The 17644-nt window shown below is 58.1% G+C and carries 17 protein-coding genes, 2 pseudogenes and 1 riboswitch; of the genes and pseudogenes, 12 read left to right on the plus strand and 7 right to left on the minus strand.

Annotated elements, in window-relative coordinates; translation table 11 throughout:
* Positions 1 to 148: 148 nt before the first annotated feature.
* Entirely contained in the window at positions 149 to 706 is a 558-nt protein-coding gene (locus tag F8N80_RS20815; protein ID WP_150744671.1) for an ATP-dependent Clp protease proteolytic subunit, read from the minus strand.
* 265 nt (positions 707 to 971) lie between these two features.
* On the opposite strand from F8N80_RS20815, the gene F8N80_RS20820 reads away from it, so the two are divergent.
* Positions 972 to 1400: a general stress protein gene (locus F8N80_RS20820; protein WP_150744670.1), complete on the plus strand. Its 429-nt coding sequence runs from the start codon at positions 972 to 974 to the stop codon at positions 1398 to 1400.
* Positions 1401 to 1416: 16 nt separating this feature from the next.
* Here the strand turns inward: F8N80_RS20820 and F8N80_RS20825 are convergent, their stop codons facing one another.
* Entirely contained in the window at positions 1417 to 1803 is a 387-nt protein-coding gene (locus F8N80_RS20825; protein ID WP_224790728.1) for a hypothetical protein, read from the minus strand.
* 423 nt (positions 1804 to 2226) lie between these two features.
* Between F8N80_RS20825 and F8N80_RS20835 the strand changes: the two genes are divergently transcribed.
* Together F8N80_RS20835 and F8N80_RS20840 are read left to right on the plus strand one after the other, a co-directional pair.
* Positions 2227 to 3483, plus strand: coding sequence for an MFS transporter (locus F8N80_RS20835; RefSeq protein WP_224790729.1), 1257 nt, complete (start codon positions 2227 to 2229; stop codon positions 3481 to 3483).
* Between the two features lie 495 nt (positions 3484 to 3978).
* On the plus strand, positions 3979 to 4674 hold the full coding sequence (locus F8N80_RS20840) for a DUF1963 domain-containing protein (protein ID WP_150744741.1): 696 nt from the start codon (positions 3979 to 3981) through the stop codon (positions 4672 to 4674).
* Positions 4675 to 4939: 265 nt separating this feature from the next.
* On the opposite strand, the gene F8N80_RS20845 is transcribed toward F8N80_RS20840, so the two are convergent.
* From F8N80_RS20845 to F8N80_RS20860, 4 genes are all read right to left on the minus strand, one after another.
* Positions 4940 to 5320 (minus strand): RidA family protein, encoded by a 381-nt coding sequence (locus F8N80_RS20845; protein ID WP_150744669.1) that lies wholly within the window; start codon positions 5318 to 5320, stop codon positions 4940 to 4942.
* A gap of 83 nt (positions 5321 to 5403) precedes the next feature.
* Positions 5404 to 6195, minus strand: a complete 792-nt coding sequence (locus tag F8N80_RS20850) for an ABC transporter ATP-binding protein (RefSeq protein ID WP_150744668.1) — start codon at positions 6193 to 6195, stop codon at positions 5404 to 5406.
* Positions 6192 to 7208: a FecCD family ABC transporter permease gene (locus tag F8N80_RS20855; protein ID WP_150744667.1), complete on the minus strand. Its 1017-nt coding sequence runs from the start codon at positions 7206 to 7208 to the stop codon at positions 6192 to 6194. The genes F8N80_RS20850 and F8N80_RS20855 overlap by 4 nt, the downstream gene beginning before the upstream one ends.
* Positions 7205 to 8218 (minus strand): ABC transporter substrate-binding protein, encoded by a 1014-nt coding sequence (locus F8N80_RS20860; protein ID WP_150744666.1) that lies wholly within the window; start codon positions 8216 to 8218, stop codon positions 7205 to 7207. The genes F8N80_RS20855 and F8N80_RS20860 overlap by 4 nt, the downstream gene beginning before the upstream one ends.
* A gap of 142 nt (positions 8219 to 8360) precedes the next feature.
* Positions 8361 to 8556, minus strand: a riboswitch (cobalamin riboswitch).
* Positions 8557 to 8921: 365 nt separating this feature from the next.
* Between F8N80_RS20860 and tssB the strand changes: the two genes are divergently transcribed.
* The 8 genes and pseudogenes from tssB to F8N80_RS20900 all read left to right on the plus strand — a co-directional run bounded on the left by tssB (position 8922) and on the right by F8N80_RS20900 (position 14629).
* Complete coding sequence (gene tssB, locus F8N80_RS20865; RefSeq protein ID WP_150744665.1) at positions 8922 to 9425, plus strand: type VI secretion system contractile sheath small subunit; 504 nt, start codon at positions 8922 to 8924, stop codon at positions 9423 to 9425.
* Positions 9426 to 9459: 34 nt separating this feature from the next.
* Positions 9460 to 10497: pseudogene (tssC, locus tag F8N80_RS20870) on the plus strand (type VI secretion system contractile sheath large subunit); the annotation flags it as partial.
* 52 nt (positions 10498 to 10549) lie between these two features.
* Positions 10550 to 10807: pseudogene (locus F8N80_RS20875) on the plus strand (type VI secretion system baseplate subunit TssF); the annotation flags it as partial.
* On the plus strand, positions 10771 to 11868 hold the full coding sequence (gene tssG / locus F8N80_RS20880; protein WP_150744740.1) for a type VI secretion system baseplate subunit TssG: 1098 nt from the start codon (positions 10771 to 10773) through the stop codon (positions 11866 to 11868). The pseudogene F8N80_RS20875 and the gene tssG, both read left to right, overlap by 37 nt.
* Positions 11849 to 12385, plus strand: a complete 537-nt coding sequence (gene tssJ, locus F8N80_RS20885) for a type VI secretion system lipoprotein TssJ (RefSeq protein ID WP_150784591.1) — start codon at positions 11849 to 11851, stop codon at positions 12383 to 12385. Before tssG ends, tssJ begins: the two co-directional genes overlap by 20 nt.
* A gap of 3 nt (positions 12386 to 12388) precedes the next feature.
* Positions 12389 to 12835 carry a type VI secretion system baseplate subunit TssE gene (gene tssE / locus F8N80_RS20890; RefSeq protein ID WP_150744663.1) on the plus strand — a complete coding sequence of 149 codons (447 nt, stop codon included), beginning with the start codon at positions 12389 to 12391 and terminating at the stop codon, positions 12833 to 12835.
* A gap of 15 nt (positions 12836 to 12850) precedes the next feature.
* On the plus strand, positions 12851 to 13969 hold the full coding sequence (locus F8N80_RS20895) for an OmpA family protein (RefSeq protein ID WP_150784592.1): 1119 nt from the start codon (positions 12851 to 12853) through the stop codon (positions 13967 to 13969).
* Positions 13970 to 14230: 261 nt separating this feature from the next.
* Complete coding sequence (locus F8N80_RS20900) at positions 14231 to 14629, plus strand: DUF6124 family protein (protein WP_150784593.1); 399 nt, start codon at positions 14231 to 14233, stop codon at positions 14627 to 14629.
* Between the two features lie 153 nt (positions 14630 to 14782).
* On the opposite strand, the gene F8N80_RS20905 is transcribed toward F8N80_RS20900, so the two are convergent.
* Positions 14783 to 16246, minus strand: coding sequence for an aldehyde dehydrogenase family protein (locus F8N80_RS20905; protein ID WP_150744660.1), 1464 nt, complete (start codon positions 16244 to 16246; stop codon positions 14783 to 14785).
* Positions 16247 to 16942: 696 nt separating this feature from the next.
* Between F8N80_RS20905 and F8N80_RS20910 the strand changes: the two genes are divergently transcribed.
* Positions 16943 to 17611: a haloacid dehalogenase type II gene (locus tag F8N80_RS20910; RefSeq protein ID WP_150744659.1), complete on the plus strand. Its 669-nt coding sequence runs from the start codon at positions 16943 to 16945 to the stop codon at positions 17609 to 17611.
* The last annotated feature ends 33 nt before the right edge of the window (positions 17612 to 17644 follow it).

The following is a 17644-nucleotide window of genomic DNA, read 5'->3' on the forward strand; positions in this document are numbered from 1 at the left end:
AGCCCCTCCATTTGTTCACAGACAAGGGAGTGGCCGCGTCAAAAAAAATTCAACAGGATTGCTTAGCCCTGATTACTGGTTGATTTGGATCAACATACTGCTAATCAGGGTTTTTTTACTCTAGCTGATATTGGCAAATGTGCCGCTTTCATCCACCACTGACTTTCCAGTGTTTGACGTCATCGGCAAATACCATCTGCTTCATCTCGTGCGCAATGCCATAGGCCAGGGATTCGTGGGCGGCGATGACTTTCTCTTCCGCTGAAAGGCAATGGAAAATATCGAGTTTGGTGGTGGCTTCGGCGGTTTCCAGGGCATAGATCTGCACATAGCGGGCCAGGTCGTTGTCCAGGCTCGACAGGTATTCACGCAGGCGTTGATGGTCAACCGATTTCTGGCTGAAGTACCAGTTCATCGGGTGTATCAGGAAGCGCGAGTGGGGCGAGGTGATACGGCGATTTGCCGCCAGGAACATGATGATGCCCATCGATTCGATGTTGCCGGCGTTGATTGCGCACAGCGGCACGGGCAATGACTTGAGGAATGTGTAAAGCGTGAAGCCGAAGTTGGTGCTTCCACCGCAGGTAGAAAGATTCAGCAGCAGCGAAGTCGCGCCCTCGTCGATGGCTTCCAGGCAACGGTCCCTGAAGCGTTCGGTCGTTCCCTGATCGATCTGGCAGTGGAAATGGATGATGTGTTCGGTCATCGGCTTGCCTCTCGACTCTTCAGTTGCAAGGAACTCTTTCGGCTCTTTATCCTTAATAAAGGATTGACCCATTCTGAAAAAAATCCAGGAAACAGGATGATTCTCATCGACCTCGCCGCCAGTCGATTCGCCCGCATTTAATTGGAACCAAGCGCCCGGTTCCGCTCGTCGCGAGAGTTGCATTTGCGTTCAAACTTTCGATTTTCCGTGCCCTCGGAAGTATACGAGCAATGCGCTCGTTACTGACAATAAGAGGTAAACAGAAATGGCCAATACCGGAAACAACAATCCCGGAAACTTTGGCAATGACCGGGACAAGGCCTCGCAAGCCGGCAAGAAAGGCGGAGAGGCATCAGGTGGCAATTTTGCCAACGATCCACAACGTGCTGCTGAAGCGGGCCAAAAAGGCGGCCAGGCTTCGGGCGGGCAGTCGAGTGATCCAAATCGCTCCACTGGCGGCGGGCAGGGCAGTGGACGCGGCGGCAACATGGCCGATGACAAGGAAAAAGCCTCACAAACTGGCCAAAAGGGTGGCCAGGGTTCGGGTGGACGCCAGTCGGACGACGCTGATCGGATGACCGGCGGTGGGCAAGGAAGCGGCCGCGGCGGCAACATGGCCGATGACAAGGAAAAAGCCTCCCAGGCGGGCCGCAAAGGAGGTGAACAAACCCCCGGTGGCGGACGCAAGTCCTGATGCCGAGTGTGCCACTTCAAGCCCCGGAATCTTTTCGGGGCTTGATCTTCAGTCTCCCAGCTTCAGCCTCGCCGACCTCAATCATACCGGTGCCGATTTGGCGGCCGGCACCTCGTTGCGTTCGGCAGGGTGCCAGAGTGGCGCCAGTGGATTGCATTCGGGGTAATACCCAGCGGCACAACCTTCTGGAATTCATAGGCAATGATCTCGAACGGCTCGACCTGACCCTTGAGTAGTCGTCGCTCCAGATTTGCCAGTCGATGGCGTTGCCTGAGGGCAGGGTGGTCATGGTCAGACCGGCGATGATGCTGACTTCCGAACGCACCTGAAGGCCGACGGGTTCACTGCTGCCGTGCCAGCCATGGATGCACCCGGTGCTGTCCTCGGTGGTGCAGGTTTGCATGACGCCGTTCTACCGGTCGATCTTGATGCGCCCCAGGCAGGGCAATAGCCACAGGTTTGGCGCAGGCAGCAAGTGGCTGCGATTGAGTTTGGTCGCGATTTGCACGTTCAACTACACCGTCTGCCGGCCGGCTCCATGTAGGAAGTGTAGGAAGTGTAGGAAGTGTAGGAAGTGTAGGAAGTGTAGGAAGTGTAGGAAGTGTAGGAAGTGTAGGAAGTGTAGGAAGTGTTGCGGTTTTTTGATTGCGAAAAAGTCTTTACGCCTTCGTTTTTTTGTGTCGCCAATAAAAAACTGCTGACGAAATTAATGGATTCAGTTTGCAAGTTGACAAGTCTGAGCTCTTGGTTACTTAAAAGTAGTAAGCGGTATAAAGGAGTATGGAGCCGCCCGTTACGGGTGGAAGAAATGTAGGGGGTTTATTGTTTGACTATTAAAGAAAATTCGCTCTGGCGGGACAGAACCTTCATGTGCCTTTGGATGGGGCAGTCCGTCAGCGAGATGGGCTCGGCTATCACCAATATAATTCTTCCGCTGCTCGCTATTACCACGCTAAGTGCAACTCCAGGTGAGATTGGCTTACTCCGTGCCATGGCTTCTATTGCCGTGCTGCTTGCGTCAATACCTTCCGGTGTCTACATCGACAGGTTCAACAAGCGGAATTTGATGATCGTATGCGATTTTGTCCGGGCTGCCGTATTGGTCACGGTGCCGTTGCTTGCGTTTTACGATCAGCTTTCGATGTTCTGGTTGTATGCCGTTTCCTTCCTTTGTTCCGTGTTCTCGGTCGCCTTCGGAATTGCCTATCACTCCTACTACCCAATTTTTGTGCAGCGCAAGGATTTGCCCGAGGCGAACAGCAAGATCGAAACCACAGAGTCCGCCGCGCGGGTGGGCGGTCCGGGGATCGGTACGTTCATGGCCGGTTGGATTGGAGCCCCGCTCACTCTGTTATTTGATGTCTTTTCCTATATTGCCAGCGCTGTTCTTCTGAGTTTTACCAAAGCGGACGAGCCCAGCAAGGTGGAGGCAACCAGAAGGCCTCCCGTGCTGCAGGAAATAGGGGAGGGATTCAAACTTCTGTATGCCAACTCGGTCTTAGCGCGCACCGAGGTGACCACCATTGGGTCAATGTTCTGTCTGGCCATGATGAATGCGGTTTTTTTATATTACTTAATTGCCGATTTGAAACTTTCACCGCAAATGGTAGGTGTTGTATTTTTTATCGGTGAAGGTGGGGGGCTGTTGGCAGCTATCCTCGCGAGTGCGTTGATGCGTTTGGTCGGCAGCGCAAAAATAATGTGGTGGGTGGTCTTTCTCAGTCCGGCAGGTTTTCTTCTTTATGGGGCGCAGAGTCATCCGCTGCTGCTGCCGGCACTTTATCTATGTTTGACGTCTATTCGCTTTGTATTGTTTGACATTGCGCAGTATTCCTATCGGCAGTCTTCTTGCCCCCTGGAAAGCCTAGGCAAGGTGACAGCCAGTATTAGAACCTGTATCGGTATTGCTGCGGCAAGCGGGGCCATGATTGGAGGGTGGCTGGGCAGTGTTGTAAGTCCCAGTGCGAGTATATTTATTGCAACAGCATTGATGTGTGTTTCATCCCTTCCTGTAGTTTTTTCAGCGTTACGACATACCCGGGACATTGAGGACCTTCCAGCGTTGACGCATATTGGACGGTGATATTTCAGCGGGGTCTGCAACAAAATTTTCCGGACGTCGTTATGGTTGACGGGATTTCCTTGTTGAAGAGGGAGTTGATGAGCTGATGGTCACGGACGGACGGGAGCAGCCTTTGGAGCAGTTGGTCCTGAAGTCGATTATCGCGACCATGGTGACCTCGACGTTCGGCGAGCAGGTACCGGTGGTTCAATCGGGTGTTACACCGAAAACGACATGGCTTGTCGAGGAGTGATTCGGTCCGAGTCGCATAAGTCGGCGGAATCTGATGCGCCTGTAAGAAACGATTCAGGGTGTTGTAGCTTTTATGAGGTAACGCAGACAGCCATTAAACATGGCAATGCCAAACGCTTGGATTTTTCGGGTACACAGGGCTAGGAAATGGCGAATGGATTGAAAAAACCCAGGATCCGTCTGACATGTTTTTAGGGTTGGCCCTCGGACGTGTGTGGTTTAGCGTGGCTGTTCCCATTACTGAGCGCAGGCGCACCCATGAGTATGGATATTCAAGAGATCAGAAAGCATCTGGCCCGGCCGGCGATAAAACTCGTCGCCGGTGGGTTCCATCCCAGCAATGAGGATGATGAAAGCTGGTTCGGAAAAGTGTTTCTGTTTCGACCTGATGAGGGAGTACCGAGAAACGATGCCGGAGATGAATTGCATCCTTATGCACAGTTTCACTTGCCAAGCCTGCCATTCAATAGCCCGGCTCTGGAGGGGGTTCGCGTACTGACACTGTTTGTTTCTGATCCCTTTCCGGAGGCGTTCGAGCCGATGGGAAATAACTGGCTGATCAGAGAGTATGGGGTCGACGATGTGCTTGTCCGTAAGGAGTTGCCGGTAGCAGGCTCGCACCTCAAGCCCTTCCCCTTGAAGGCCGAGTTGATCGCAGAGGACTTTCCTGTATGGGATGGAGGCGGTGTACCAAAGTATCTTGAAGACCAAATTTGCAAGCTGGAGGAAACGGGGAAGATAGAGTCCTATTACGATATCGTGACTCATACAGATGATCACAAGATCGGCGGATACCCTTCATTCTGCCAACCTGGCGTTGACGTTGGCGATGATTTTCAGTTCGTGTTCCAGATCACATCCGATTCCAGGATAAACCTGAATGTGGTGGATAGTGGAAGTTTGATGTTCTGGAAGCACAAAACGACAGGCGAGTGGGTCATTTACTACGATTTCTACTGAACGACTTGGTCAGGCGGTCAGTCGGTGGCTACGCCTGCTTCGTGTTCTGCCTGGCCAGTTCGCTTTCCAGCCATTCGGCAAAACACCGTGCTTCAGGCGTCGCATTGGCCGCGATGCCGTAGTAGCGAGGCGCGGCATCCATTCATTCTGGACCTATAGCGTTCCGGCACTGCTACTTGGCCAACGCTACGATGGCGGTGGCCCGGGTAAAATCCCCGGCCACCGTGTGTACACCTTTGGAGGTTTTCCACGAGCGCTAGCGAACTCAGCCCTTGGCTGCCATCGCGGTGACTTCCACGCGCATTCCTTCCACCGCCAAAGCGGCCACGCCAACGGCGGCGCGTACCGGCCAGGGCTTGGCGAAGAAGCGCTGGTAGACTTCGTTGAAGGCGGCGCGGTCGGCCATGTCGGTGAGGTAGATGGTCAGGTGCAGGACCCGGTCCATGGAACTGCCGGCGCGCTCCAGCGCAGACTTGAGTGCCTGCAGGGTGCACTCGCTTTGCTCGGTAATGCCGCCCAATTCCAGGCTGCCATCGGCGTGGGTGGGGATCTGGGTGGAGACCAGGAGGCCGCCGAAACCGGCGACGTCGGAGGAGATGGAATCCGCGTCGGGATCGGGTACGAAGGTGATGTCGTGGTTTGCCATGGGGATCTCTTGTTGAGGGGTGATGAGGTGGCGGCCTTGCGCCTTCGAGCAGGGTGATACGCGGTTGATTCTACATCGACCGCTCAAACAGAACGAAACCGCAATATCCGCGCGCCGTCGAAAGGGTCGGTCAGGTAATGCGCGTGTACGCCGAATGTCTCCTGCAAGCGTTGCGGGGTCAGCACCTGCAACGGTTCGCCGAGGGCCACCAGTCGCCCGCGTTCCAGTACTGCCAGACGATCACAGCTCAGCGCCTGGTTCAGGTCATGCAGGGCTATCAATGTCGTCACCGGCAAAGCCTGCACCACGTTCAGGATCGCGAGCTGGTGCTGGATATCCAGGTGATTGGTCGGTTCGTCCAGCAACAGGATCTGCGGGCGTTGGGCCAGGGCGCGAGCGATGTGGACACGCTGGCGTTCGCCACCGGACAAGCTGTGCCAGGTCCGGTTCTTCAGGTGCGCCGCATCGACGTCGCACAGCGCCTGCTGGACGATGGCAGCGTCCTCGTTCGACCACGGACTCAAGGCCGACAGCCACGGCGTTCGGCCAAGTGCCACGGCATCGAACACGTTGATGGCATCCAGCGTGTCGGCCTGTTGCTCCACCACCGCCAAGGCTTGGGCGATGGTTCGCCGTGATAGGGCCTGGAGGCGCTGGCCGTTCAGGTGGATGTCACCCCGGCTCGGTACGCGTACGCCGGCCAGCAGTTTTAGCAGCGTGGATTTTCCCGAACCATTGGGCCCGACGATGCCCAGGGTTTCTCCTCGGCGGATGTCCAGGTGGATATCGTGCAGCAGTTCAGTGTCGCGGACATGGAACCCGAGGCCGGAACAGCTCAGCACGGATTCGCCGATAACAGGTGTGACGGCATTCATCGGGCATTCCTCCGGCCGATCAGGATCAACGCGAACACCGGCGCGCCGACCAGTGCGGTAATGACTCCGACCGGGACCACCTGGCCTTTGATCAGCGTCCGGGACAGGACATCGGCGGCGATCAGAAACAGCGCCCCCCCCAGTGCACTGGCCGGCAGCAGGCGTGCATGCCGGGTGCCCAGCAGCAGTCGCACGGCATGGGGAATGACCAGCCCGACGAAACCGATGGAGCCGACAATCGACACCATCACTGCCGTCACCAGTGCGGCGCAGCTGATCAGCAGAAATTGCACCCGGCGTACCGCAATGCCGAGCGAGGCGGCCGAGTCGGCGCCAAAGGTGAAGGCATCCAGCGCCCGACGGTGCCACAGGCACACGACAAGACCGGCCACGGCAACCGGGACGGACAGCCACACCGACGGCCAGCGCACCCCGCTGAGATTGCCCAGCAACCAGAACATGATGCCGCGAGCCTGTTCGGAACTGGCCGACTTGGTGATCAGAAACGCCGTGAGCGCATTGAACAGCTGCGAACCGGCAATCCCCGCGAGGATGATCTGCGAGGTGCCGCCGGGCGAACCGCTGGCACGGGCCAGCAAAACAACCACGGCGAAGGCGGCAACGGCCCCGGCAAACGCTCCGACCGACAGCGAAACCAGGCCCGCCCCCAGGCCCAGCAACGCCACCAGCACCGCGCCCGTCGAGGCGCCGGCGGAGATGCCGAGCAGGTAGGGATCGGCCAGCGGGTTGCGCAACAGCGATTGCAGAATCACCCCGCAAGTGGCCAGGCCCGCACCGCAGGCCGCGGCCACCAGCGCGCGGGTCAGGCGATAATTCCAGACGATACCTTCGTCGATCGGGTCGAGGACATATCCGGCAGCCCACAGTTTGTTGGCCAGCACCTGGAACACCACACCCGGATCGATGGGCGTTTCACCGATGGCCACACCGGCAATGACGGCCAGCAGCAGGGTCACAACGGCCAGCAATGTGCGAATCAGCGTCCTGGTCATTTCGGCAGGTCATAGCCGTCGATGGCTGATGCCAGGGTTGCCAGTCCGTCGAACATTCTGACGCTGGCCTGCATGGCCATGGCGTCAAGGATGATGATGCGGTTGTTTTTCACCGCGTCCATGTTGCGGGTCACCGGGTCGCTGCGCAGGAATGCCAGTTTCTTCAGATGGTCGTCAGCGGGGAAGCGCCGGCGATCCATGCGTGCGATGACCAGGAACGTCGGGTTGGCCTTGGCGATGGTTTCCCAGCCGACGGTCGGCCATTCTTCGTCGGATTGCACCACGTTACGCACGCCCAGGGTATTGAGCATGAAGTCGGGAATGCCCTTGTGTCCGGCGACATAAGGGTCGATATCCAGACTGGCACTGGAGAACCAGAACAGCGCACTGGTGTGCTCCAGGTTCTTGTTCTGCACCGTGGCGACAGACTTCGCCAGGCTGGCCTTGAGTTCGTCGTTCAACTGCTGGCCTCGTTCCTGCACATCGAAGATCTCGGCCAGTTGGCTGATGCTTTTGTAAATGCTGTCGATGCGAAACGCCTCCAGCCGTGTGCCGTCGGCGCCGACCAGATTGTCCTTGGCTTCGCAGTCGGAGGGCATCAGGTAGGTCGGGATCTGCAGCTCGTGAAACTGCTCGCGGGTACCGACCGCGCCTTGCGGGCCGACCATCCACTCCAGTTCCACCGCCACCAGCTGCGGGCGCTTGCCGATCACCGCCTCGAAGCTCGGCTCGTTATCGGCCAGGCGCGGGATCGGGTCGTTCTCGGTCTTGTACTTGGCCAGCACCTCGTTGAACCACAGTGATGTGCCGACCAGCGTGTGGCCAAGCCCCATGGCGTAGAGCATTTCGGTGCCGGCCTGGCCGATGGTCACGGCGCGGCTCGGTGCCTGCTCGAAGGTCAGCGTGTTGCCGCAATTCTCGACCCTCAGGGGATAGTGGGTCGGGGCCGCATGGGCGAGGGTGGACAGACCCAGCGCAGTGACGAGGATGGCAAGGCGTGACAGCAGCATGACGCAATCTCCAGTTGACCGTACTCGGGGCAGGGGTACGGACTGGAAACACATCATCGAACGCTGCCGTTAAAGCACTGACGTGACGATCACTGCAGGTGACGCACGGCGCAAGGATGTCCTTCCCGGACACCCCGCCGGTTAGTGATTTGCTTGGCCGGCAGGTCTCCTGACTGATGCGTCATCGCCTGGCTCCAGCCTTCCCGGGAGCGATCCCAGTGGCAGTTCAGGAGCAGGCTCGGCACCTACAGTTGCGGGGGCAGTTCCGATTGATGCCATATCAGGCATCTCGGATTCCCTATTAATCCCATGTGGAAACCGGCGGCCGGCATGGTAGTCGATCATGCCGTCCAACGGTCCAGTTTTTTTCTCGGGTAGGCCGATTCCCCGCCGCTCGCGTGGTACTCGCCCTTGAGCGGCCATTTTTATTGCTGTTTGTTTCAGTATGTAGGCTGTTTCTTTAAATGCGTCGGAAACGTCCTGTTGATGCTCCGAGATATGGAATAGCAGCCTGAGATGATTCATTATGTTTGTAGGTCGCTGAACTACACCTGTACTGCAAACGCTTTAATCGTTGTATCGAAAAGGAATTCACAGGCTGTTGGCGAAAACTTTTTTATTGGGGTTGGCTAGCGGCGTGGATTCCAGTCATTGTTGTTTTTCGTGATGGCGCATGCTGTTACTTAAAGTGTCTGGAGGGGTTATGGCTTCAAGCAGTTTTCAAAACGAAGTACCCAAGGCTCGCGTCAATATCAAACTCGATTTGCACACCGGTGGTGCGCAGAAGAAAGTCGAGCTACCGCTGAAGTTGATGGTGATGGGGGATTACAGTAACGGTAGGGAGCAGCGTTCCCTGTCGGAAAGAAGCAAGGTCGATGTCAACAAAAACAACTTCGACAGCGTCCTGGCCGAGTTCTCGCCACGCCTGACACTGGCCGTGGAAAATACCTTGGTCAACGATGGCTCCGACGCCTGCGTCCAGCTGCGATTCCAGGGTATGAAGGATTTTGAACCGGAACAGGTGGCGCGGCAGATACCGCAACTTCGTGCCCTGTTGGCGATGCGTAACCTGTTGCGCGACCTCAAGTCGAACCTGTTGGACAACGCCACCTTTCGCTACGAACTGGAGCGCATCCTCAAGGATGACACGCTGAGTGACGAGTTGAGAGCCGAATTGGCCGCTCTGGCTCCAGAACAAGATCGTTAATTCACCTCGGTTGGTTTAAAGGGAAGTTCCCACAATGTCCGTAGAAAACTCTTCCGCGCATTCGCGTGGCGCTGCAGTGTTGTCTAAAGAAAATCAAAGTGTCTATAGCAGCCTGTTCAGCAAGATCAATCTCAGTCCGGTTGTAGAACTGGGCGGCATCGATGTTTTTCAGAATGCCGAAGCATTGTCCGAGGCTTCGGCCGATGAGCGAGTGACGGCGGCCGTCAGTGTTTTTCTGAAGTTGCTCAAACAATCGTCGAAGAAAGTCGAGCGCCTGGATAAGACCCTGTTGGATGAACATATTGCGTCGCTGGATGCGCAGATCAGCCGTCAACTGGATGCAATCATGCACCATGCGGATTTTCAACGCGTCGAGTCGACCTGGCGCGGCGTCAAATCGTTGATCGATCAGATCGACTTCCGCCAGAACGTGCGGATCGAACTGTTGGACCTGAGCAAGGATCACTTGATCCAGGATTTCGAAGATGCACCGGAGATCGACCAGAGCGGGCTGTATGTGCATACCTACACCCAAGAGTACGACACCCCCGGTGGTGAGCCGATCGCGGCGGCCGTTTCCAATTATGAGTTCGATCGGGGCCCGCAGGACATCACCCTGCTGCGCAATATTTCCAAAGTTGCCGCAGCCGCGCACATGCCTTTCATCGGTGCCGTCGGCCCGGCGTTCTTTGGCAAGGAGTCGATGGAGGAGGTTGCTGCGATCAAGGACATCGGCAACTACTTCGACCGCGCCGAGTACGTCAAGTGGAAGTCATTCCGCGACAGTGAAGATGCCCGTTACATCGGCCTGACCATGCCGCGCGTGTTGGGTCGTTTGCCCTACGGTCCGGACACGGTTGCGGTGCGCAGTTTCAACTACATCGAAAGCGTCAAGGGCCCTGATCACCACAAGTACCTGTGGACCAACGCCTCGTTCGCCTTCGCGGCAAACATGGTCAAGAGCTTCATCGCCAACGGCTGGTGCGTACAGATTCGCGGACCGCAGTCCGGCGGCGCGGTCACCGATCTACCGATTCACTTGTACGATCTGGGTACGGGCAGCCACCCGCGAATGGATTGCCCGGGACGTCAGCGGCAATCGTCCCCAGCCGTGGTTACCGGCACCGATCGTCGAGGTGCGTCACCACCTGATCCAGCGTTTCGAAAAAGGCTTCCTGCTGCGCGGCGTGGATATCGAAGTCACCCTGGACGCCAATGGCTTTTCCGGCGAGGGCGACATCAGCCTGTTCGGCGAGATGCTCCATCGCTTCTTTGGCCTGTACGCCGACATCCATGTATTCAACCAGCTCACGCTGATCCTGCAACCTACCGGAAAGTGCCTGCGATGGAACGAGAACCACAGTCAGCGTATTCCCGGCTGAAAGCCAGTGGATTACTGGAAGTACTGCAGGGGCGGGTGGCGGAGGCCAATCTGTATCGCTTCTGCCAGTTGCTGGAACAGGCCTTGCCGGATCATCCGCCACTGGGTAGCACGGCTCATCCGGCGGATGACCCGGTACGCTTTCGGCCCGACCCTGGCATGGGCTTTCCTGCCGGGGAATTGAAGGCGATCGAAACCAGCGACCATCATCCGCAGCGCCCGGCAACGGTGCGCACGCGCCTGCTTGGGTTGTACGGCGTGGACTCGCCGATGCCGACCGCTTTCCTCGACGATATCGCCCTGCGTCGGGAGGGGCATGAGGCAGTGGAAGCCTTCCTCGATATTTTCAACCACCGGATCTTTACCCAGTTCTACCGTATATGGCGCAAGTACTCCTATCCGGCCGCGTTCGAGGCGGGCGGCGTCGATGCGACTTCGCAGTGCCTGCTGGGGTTGATCGGCCTGGGAATTCCCGGCACCTCCCGGCAGATCGCCACGCCGGTATCACGCTTTCTGGCGCTGCTCAGCGTGATGCGCCTGCCCACTCGCAACGCCGAAGGCATCATCGCGCTGGTCAAGCTGCTGGCCCCCCAGACCCAGGCACGGGTGACGCCCCATTGGCCGCAGAAAATCCCCTTGGCGCAGCCGGCCAGTCTGTCCAGCCAGCGCCCGGTGAGTTTGTCCCAAGGCACGCCCCTGGGCAGTGTCGGGCATGACGCCAACAGCCAGTTGCACCTGGCGCTGTTCACCGAGGATGCAGACGAAGCCCGTGGCTGGTTGCCGGGTGGCCAGTTGCACAACGACCTGCTGGTGCTGCTGCGTGTGTACCTCGGCTGGCGTTGCACCGCGAAGCTGCAATTGTCACTACCGCTGCGCAGCCTGCCGGCGCCGGTGCTGGGGCGCGCCTCGGTACGGCTGGGCATGACCGCTGTGCTGGGCCCGGGCAGTGACGCCTGGCAGGTCGGGGCGCACGACACCATCACCCTCAATCTGGGCCGATACCAGGGCCTTTCGAAAAATTCCCGGGACAGGGAGATACACCATGTCACGTACGGTTTTTAAATCATCGATGGTCGTTGCGCTGGGTGCATGGCTCGCCGGTTGTGGGGTGACCCAGTCAGTGACGGACAGCACCACCTCCGCCGCCAGCTCGATTTTCTACAAGCAGGTGAAGACCTTGCACCTGGACTTCAGTGGGCGGGCATCGATGAATACCGATGGCGCAGCCATGAACGCATTGTCGGTCGCCACGCTGGTTCGGGTGTACCAACTCAGCGACAGCAAGATGCTGGAGAAGGCCACCTACGACAGTTTGCTGAGCCATGACGGCAGGCTGCTGAGCGCGGATCTGCTGGACAAGCGGACCGTGGTGGTCAAGCCGGGCGAGGGGGCGCAACTGAGCGTGCCCCTGGACACTAACGCGCGTTCCGTTGCAGTGGTCGCGTTGTTCCGCGAACCCGACAGCCAACCGAAGACATGGCGCCTGACGCTGACCCGTGATGACCTGGATCCGGACCGGGCCCGGGTCATCGAGTTGGCGGACAACCTGCTGACCTTGCGCCCCCTGGCCAAGGAATAACCGATGACCGAACTCAATCCTTCGCTCTACGAAATGCTGCTGCAGAATTTCGACGGCGAGCTGCACCTGTATCGGGTTGGCGAAGAAGACCAGCAGACCCTGTCGGTGCTGGACAACCTGCAACGCATCCTCAACAGCCGGGCGGGCACGCTCAGTCATCTGCCCGATTACGGCCTGCCGGACATGGGCCTGATCCTCCAGGGGTTGCCGGGCACGGCGCATGCCCTGATGCGAAGCATGGGCGATACCTTGCTCAAGTACGAACCGCGCCTGGCAGCGGTGAACATCGAACTGCTGCCGCAGGTGCGACCGGGTCATCTGGAATACGCCCTCGACGTGCAGCTCAAGGCGGGGCAGCGGGTAACGTTCGGTACCACCCTGGCGCCCGAGGGCAGGGTGCTGGTGCGTCACCTGAAGCGGCAGAACTACCTGTCGGCCATGAACCTGTAACGGAAGGGAAGCTGGATGACGGCGTTGTTTGAAATGCGTATACGCGCGGGCGGTGATTCGCGCGGCTTGGGCGAGTTCATGGCGTTGCGTGATGAACTGGCCAAATTGAGCCACCCGGCGTGTCCGGACGTGAACTGGGTCAAGGTCGAGCAGTTGTGCCTGACCTTGTTCCAGAACAACGGGGCGGATCTGCAAACCACGGTCTCTTACGCGCTGGCGCGCAGCCAACGCCATGGCCTGCCAGGCATGGTGGAAGGGGTGGCATTGATCGAGGCGCTGAGCTGCGACTGGCCGCACCTGTGGCCGCCAGTGGAATCGCTGCGCCTGGATAGCCTGAGCTGGCTGTTCGCCCAATTGCAGCCCTTGCTGCGCAGCCTGGCGCTGGATACGCGCAGCTTGCCGACACTGGTTCACCTGGACACCGAGTTGAGCCGTTTGAACCAACGACTGGACATTCAGGCACACGTCCTGCCGGAAACGCTGCAGGCGCTGCGTCAGCAGGTCGATAGCCTGATGCGACGTTTGCAGCAAAGCCCGGCTTCGGGGGAAACCGTGCCGTTGTCGACGAGAGGCCCTGAACCGGCATTCGTGATGCCGGTGGTGATCCTGCCGCCCCCTCGCATGCCTGAAGCGGGGACTGCAGACCCGACGACAAAGAGACGTCGAATGGCCCTGTGGCTGTTCGCCGTGGTGACTGCCATCGCCTTGACCGGCTGGTTTGGGTGGAAGCATTGGCTGGCAGGGCAGGCCAGCGATCGCTTGCCTGCCGATCCCGTGCAGCTGGACAGTCTGATGCTGTTCGATGCCGGCAGCGCCGAGCTCAAAGCCGGCTCGACCAAAGTGCTGATCAATGCCCTGGCCGGGATCAAGGCCCGGCCAGGCTGGCTGATCGTCATCAACGGGCATTCCGATGCCACCGGCGATGCCGGACAGAACCTTGCGCTGTCGCGCGCCCGCGCTTGGGCTGTGCGTGACTGGATGCAACGCATGGGCGACATCCCGGACCGTTGTTTTGCTGTCCAGGGGCTCGCCGCCAGCGCGCCGGTCACCGGTAATGACACCGAGTCCGGACGCGCGGCCAACCGACGTGTCGATATCCGTCTGGTGCCGCAAGAGGGGGCCTGTGGAAGCTGAAAAAAAAGGTGGCAGGCCGCAGGAAAAATCGGTGGATTCTGGCGCAGCTGTAGGCAGCGACTCACAATGTTGTAGGTTTCGCGCAGTCATTTTGACGATGATTAAACAAGCTCCGACAAATACGTTGGTTTTCCATGTGCACGCCCCACAGCCGATTAAAACACGCTGAAAACACAGGAAATGTCCGACGTGTTTTTAGGGTTGGCTGTCGGAAGTGCGGCGGTTAGCGTGGTCGCTCTCATCACTGCGCAGAGCGTCACCATGCCCGACGACACATTCAAGACCCATGCGCCATCAACGGCGCAAAGCACCACCCCGTATGCCTCTGGCGATTCGAAAAAATTTCAACAGGCCGCCGACCGTGCCCTGGACCACTACCTCAAACCCTCCGCTGCGCAAGACACCTGCAATCGGCGCAAACCCGCGATGATTTTCATCGTCGCTCCCGAAGTCGACAACGAAACGCTACTGGCCCAGGTCTGCGAACTGCTGGCGTCGGCCAATGCCATGGTCAGCGACCTGGCCGGGCTGGTGGACGGAACCCAGCGCAACACGATGCTGGCGGTTCAGCAGGTGATCATGCTGGGTGAGCTGGCGGTGAATCGGGTACTGGATAATGTGGTGCCGGCGCAAAAGGCTCAAGTGCTGCCGAACAACTGACGGATCAAGGTCGGTGTACTCCCGGTCAGTGCTTGAACGATCGCCGAAAGGGGGGCCTGGCGCACATGGGTTTGCATCCTGCATCCATGCAGCGCCGAATTGCTTTATTCACTCCACTAAACGGTCTCTATACGTGCGCGAAGGAGAATCCAACTATCCGCCAAATCCAATGATTGCTTTGGTTTCCAGGTACTCTTCAAAGCCGTAGACACCGTATTCACGACCATTACCAGATCGCTTATAACCTCCGAACGGAGCCATGGGATTCCAGGCGGGGTAGTTCAGATGCACTTGTCCCGCGCGAATACGCGAGGCAACTGCACGTGCAAGATCAAGGTTCTGAGACTGAACATGGGCGCCCAACCCATATACCGTGTCGTTTGCGATAGCGACCGCCTCATCGACCGTCTCATACGGGATGATGCACAACACTGGACCAAAAATTTCTTCTTGGGCGATCCGCATTGTGGAATCTACCTCGGAGAAAACAGTCGGTCGTGTGTAGAAGCCCTTTTCAAAGCCCGGTACACGTCCTGGTCCGCCGCAAACGAGTTTTGCGCCCTCACTAATGCCAGCCTCGATCATTGCTTGCACGCGATTGAACTGGGCCTCGTTGGCAATGGGGCCGAGTACTGTATCTTCCGATTGCGGATCACCAACGATGATTGCATTGGCGGTTGCTGAAGCCAGCGATTCGACCTCCGCCAGCCGATCCTTTGGAACGATCATTCTTGTTGGGGCGCTGCACGATTGTCCGACGTTGCGAAACGCAGACATCACTCCCAGCGGAACGGCTTTGGCGAAGTCGGCGTCGGGAAGCAGCAGGTTCGGGGACTTGCCTCCCAGTTCTTGAGTGACGCGTTTCACCGTATGGGCGGCCGCCTGTGCGACCAGAGCGCCTGCGCGGTTTGAGCCGGTAATCGAAATCATATCGATATCGGGATGCGCCGCCATGGCTGCGCCGACCTCGGAGCCGCTTCCATTCACCAGGTTGAATACGCCGGCCGGGAGGCCTGCGTCATGCACCAGTTGTGCAAAAAGAAGGGCGCTCAGAGGCGACAATTCACTTGGCTTCAAGACCACTGTGCATCCAGCAGCAATAGCCGGGGCGACTTTCGCGGTGATTTGATAAAGCGGCCAGTTCCACGGAGTGATGAGGCCGCAGACGCCTATGGGTTCGCGTTCAATCGCCGTGCCGCCTTCAACCGTCTGGAAACGATAGGTGGACAGCAGGTCGCGGGCGACCCGAACGTGTTCGGCGGCCAGAGGCACTTGCATTGCCCGTGCGGAACCGATGGCTGCGCCCATCTCGAGCGAGAGCGCCTGCGCGAGCTGTTCTTTTCGCTCAAGGATGAGATCGTAGATCTTCCCAAGGACAAGCGCGCGCGATTCTGCGCAGGTAGCAGACCAACCAGGAAATGCTGCACGCGCCGCCGCTACTGCCCGATCAACATCCTCGGCGGAGCCTTGCGCGACCTGCGCAACGACCTCTTCAGTTGCCGGATTGACCACCGGCAAACTTGCCGGGATTGCCGGGGAAGACCAACAGCCATTGATATAAAATTTGTGAGACGTTTGCGGATCAACGCTGTAGCTATTCGAAGATTGTGTTGTCATCCAACTGGCTCCCTAGAGCGGTAATAGGCACTGCAAGCAGCAGAGGGCGGTCTGGCTCGCGACCTTGCAAGGCCGCTGAAACATAGATCGAGCCGAACGTGGAAATCACCGCAACATCGCCGTGGCGACCGGGACTTCTCGATGCCGGGTCTTCTCAATAAGCTAACAAAGCGTGCCAGATAAAATGTGCTGTTCTTCAGGTTTGCAAGGGAGAATCTGCTGTATCTGTCAGCTTGACTTGGCGACGCGTACAAATGTTGCTTTGACCCGGTATGTCACGCCTGTCGCTATCCATATAGAAGCTAGGTTGTCCCATAGCGCATCGACGCTTGACTGGCCCCCGCCTCACCTCGCAGCACAATCAGCGGGCGCGTCCTCAGCGAATGCCCCCGTTCTCCTTCCGCCACTCATAAATACTGCCGCACATGGCGTTGTGCGTGGCTTACCAGCGCACCAAAACCGCCCGCAAAGGCATGGGAACAGGGGGTGGAACGCCCGAGTCTGGAGCGTCCCGCAAAGTCTGCTGAGCAGGCCCTGCAAAACGGTGGTTTGTACCAAGCAGCCTATACTTTTAACAGTTTATGCATCGTCTCTTGGTGTTGTAATAAATCCGTGATGCAGCGTTGCACCGATGCTTCCAGAGCGGCGTAACTGCTTGACCCGTCATGACTTCAACCATCATTAAGGACCGCACTCATGAGCTTTCTTCGACCCAAGTTTATTACCTTTGACTGCTACGGCACGTTGACCAACTTTCAAATGGGAAACATGACGCGCGAGCTGTTCGCCGATCGTGTCCCTTTCGAGCAAATGGATCAGTTCGTCAAGGACTTCTCCGCCTATCGCCTGGATCAGGTGATGGGTGACTGGCGGCCGTATGATGAAATCATCAAGACCGCCTTGGCGCGCGTCTGCAAGCGTTGGGGTGTCGAGTACCGGAACGAAGGCCAACTCTATTACGACGCCGTACCGACATGGGGCCCTCATGCCGACGTACCGGCTGGCCTGGCAAAAATCGCCGACAAGATTCCTTTGGTGATTTTCTCCAACGCGATGGACGAGCAGATCATGTCCAACGTCGACAAGCTCGGCGCTCCTTTCCATAAAGTCTTCACCGCCCAACAGGCCCAAGCCTACAAGCCGCGCCTGGCCGCCTTCGAATTCATGCTCGATAACCTCGGCTGCGGCCCAGAGGACGTTCTGCATGTGTCCTCGAGCTTCCGTTATGACCTGATGCCGGCCAGCGACATGAAGATCAAGAACAAGGCCTTCGTTGCTCGTGGTCATGAACAACCAGCGAACGCGGTCTATGGCTACCACCAGATCCCGGATATCGGCGCATTGCCCGGGTTGGTCGGTCTCTAAGTCTCAGGGCACTCTTCAAGGCAAAAGGGGTTA

The sequence above is a fragment of the Pseudomonas fluorescens genome, from assembly GCF_902497995.1.
Taxonomy (GTDB): Bacteria; Pseudomonadota; Gammaproteobacteria; order Pseudomonadales; family Pseudomonadaceae; genus Aquipseudomonas; species Aquipseudomonas fluorescens_BK.

What these genes read in the sequence shown, in the direction of transcription:
- F8N80_RS20905 (WP_150744660.1), bottom strand. Translation starts at nt 16,246, where the DNA reads ATGACAACACAATCTTCGAATAGCTACAGCGTTGATCCGCAAACGTCT.
- tssE (WP_150744663.1), top strand. Translation starts at nt 12,389, where the DNA reads ATGACCGAACTCAATCCTTCGCTCTACGAAATGCTGCTGCAGAATTTC.
- tssJ (WP_150784591.1), top strand. Translation starts at nt 11,849, where the DNA reads ATGTCACGTACGGTTTTTAAATCATCGATGGTCGTTGCGCTGGGTGCA.
- F8N80_RS20860 (WP_150744666.1), bottom strand. Translation starts at nt 8,218, where the DNA reads ATGCTGCTGTCACGCCTTGCCATCCTCGTCACTGCGCTGGGTCTGTCC.
- tssB (WP_150744665.1), top strand. Translation starts at nt 8,922, where the DNA reads ATGGCTTCAAGCAGTTTTCAAAACGAAGTACCCAAGGCTCGCGTCAAT.
- F8N80_RS20845 (WP_150744669.1), bottom strand. Translation starts at nt 5,320, where the DNA reads ATGGCAAACCACGACATCACCTTCGTACCCGATCCCGACGCGGATTCC.
- F8N80_RS20910 (WP_150744659.1), top strand. Translation starts at nt 16,943, where the DNA reads ATGAGCTTTCTTCGACCCAAGTTTATTACCTTTGACTGCTACGGCACG.
- F8N80_RS20855 (WP_150744667.1), bottom strand. Translation starts at nt 7,208, where the DNA reads ATGACCAGGACGCTGATTCGCACATTGCTGGCCGTTGTGACCCTGCTG.
- tssG (WP_150744740.1), top strand. Translation starts at nt 10,771, where the DNA reads ATGGAACGAGAACCACAGTCAGCGTATTCCCGGCTGAAAGCCAGTGGA.
- F8N80_RS20815 (WP_150744671.1), bottom strand. Translation starts at nt 706, where the DNA reads ATGACCGAACACATCATCCATTTCCACTGCCAGATCGATCAGGGAACG.
- F8N80_RS20840 (WP_150744741.1), top strand. Translation starts at nt 3,979, where the DNA reads ATGGATATTCAAGAGATCAGAAAGCATCTGGCCCGGCCGGCGATAAAA.
- F8N80_RS20820 (WP_150744670.1), top strand. Translation starts at nt 972, where the DNA reads ATGGCCAATACCGGAAACAACAATCCCGGAAACTTTGGCAATGACCGG.
- F8N80_RS20825 (WP_224790728.1), bottom strand. Translation starts at nt 1,803, where the DNA reads ATGCAAACCTGCACCACCGAGGACAGCACCGGGTGCATCCATGGCTGG.
- F8N80_RS20850 (WP_150744668.1), bottom strand. Translation starts at nt 6,195, where the DNA reads ATGAATGCCGTCACACCTGTTATCGGCGAATCCGTGCTGAGCTGTTCC.
- F8N80_RS20900 (WP_150784593.1), top strand. Translation starts at nt 14,231, where the DNA reads ATGCCCGACGACACATTCAAGACCCATGCGCCATCAACGGCGCAAAGC.
- F8N80_RS20895 (WP_150784592.1), top strand. Translation starts at nt 12,851, where the DNA reads ATGACGGCGTTGTTTGAAATGCGTATACGCGCGGGCGGTGATTCGCGC.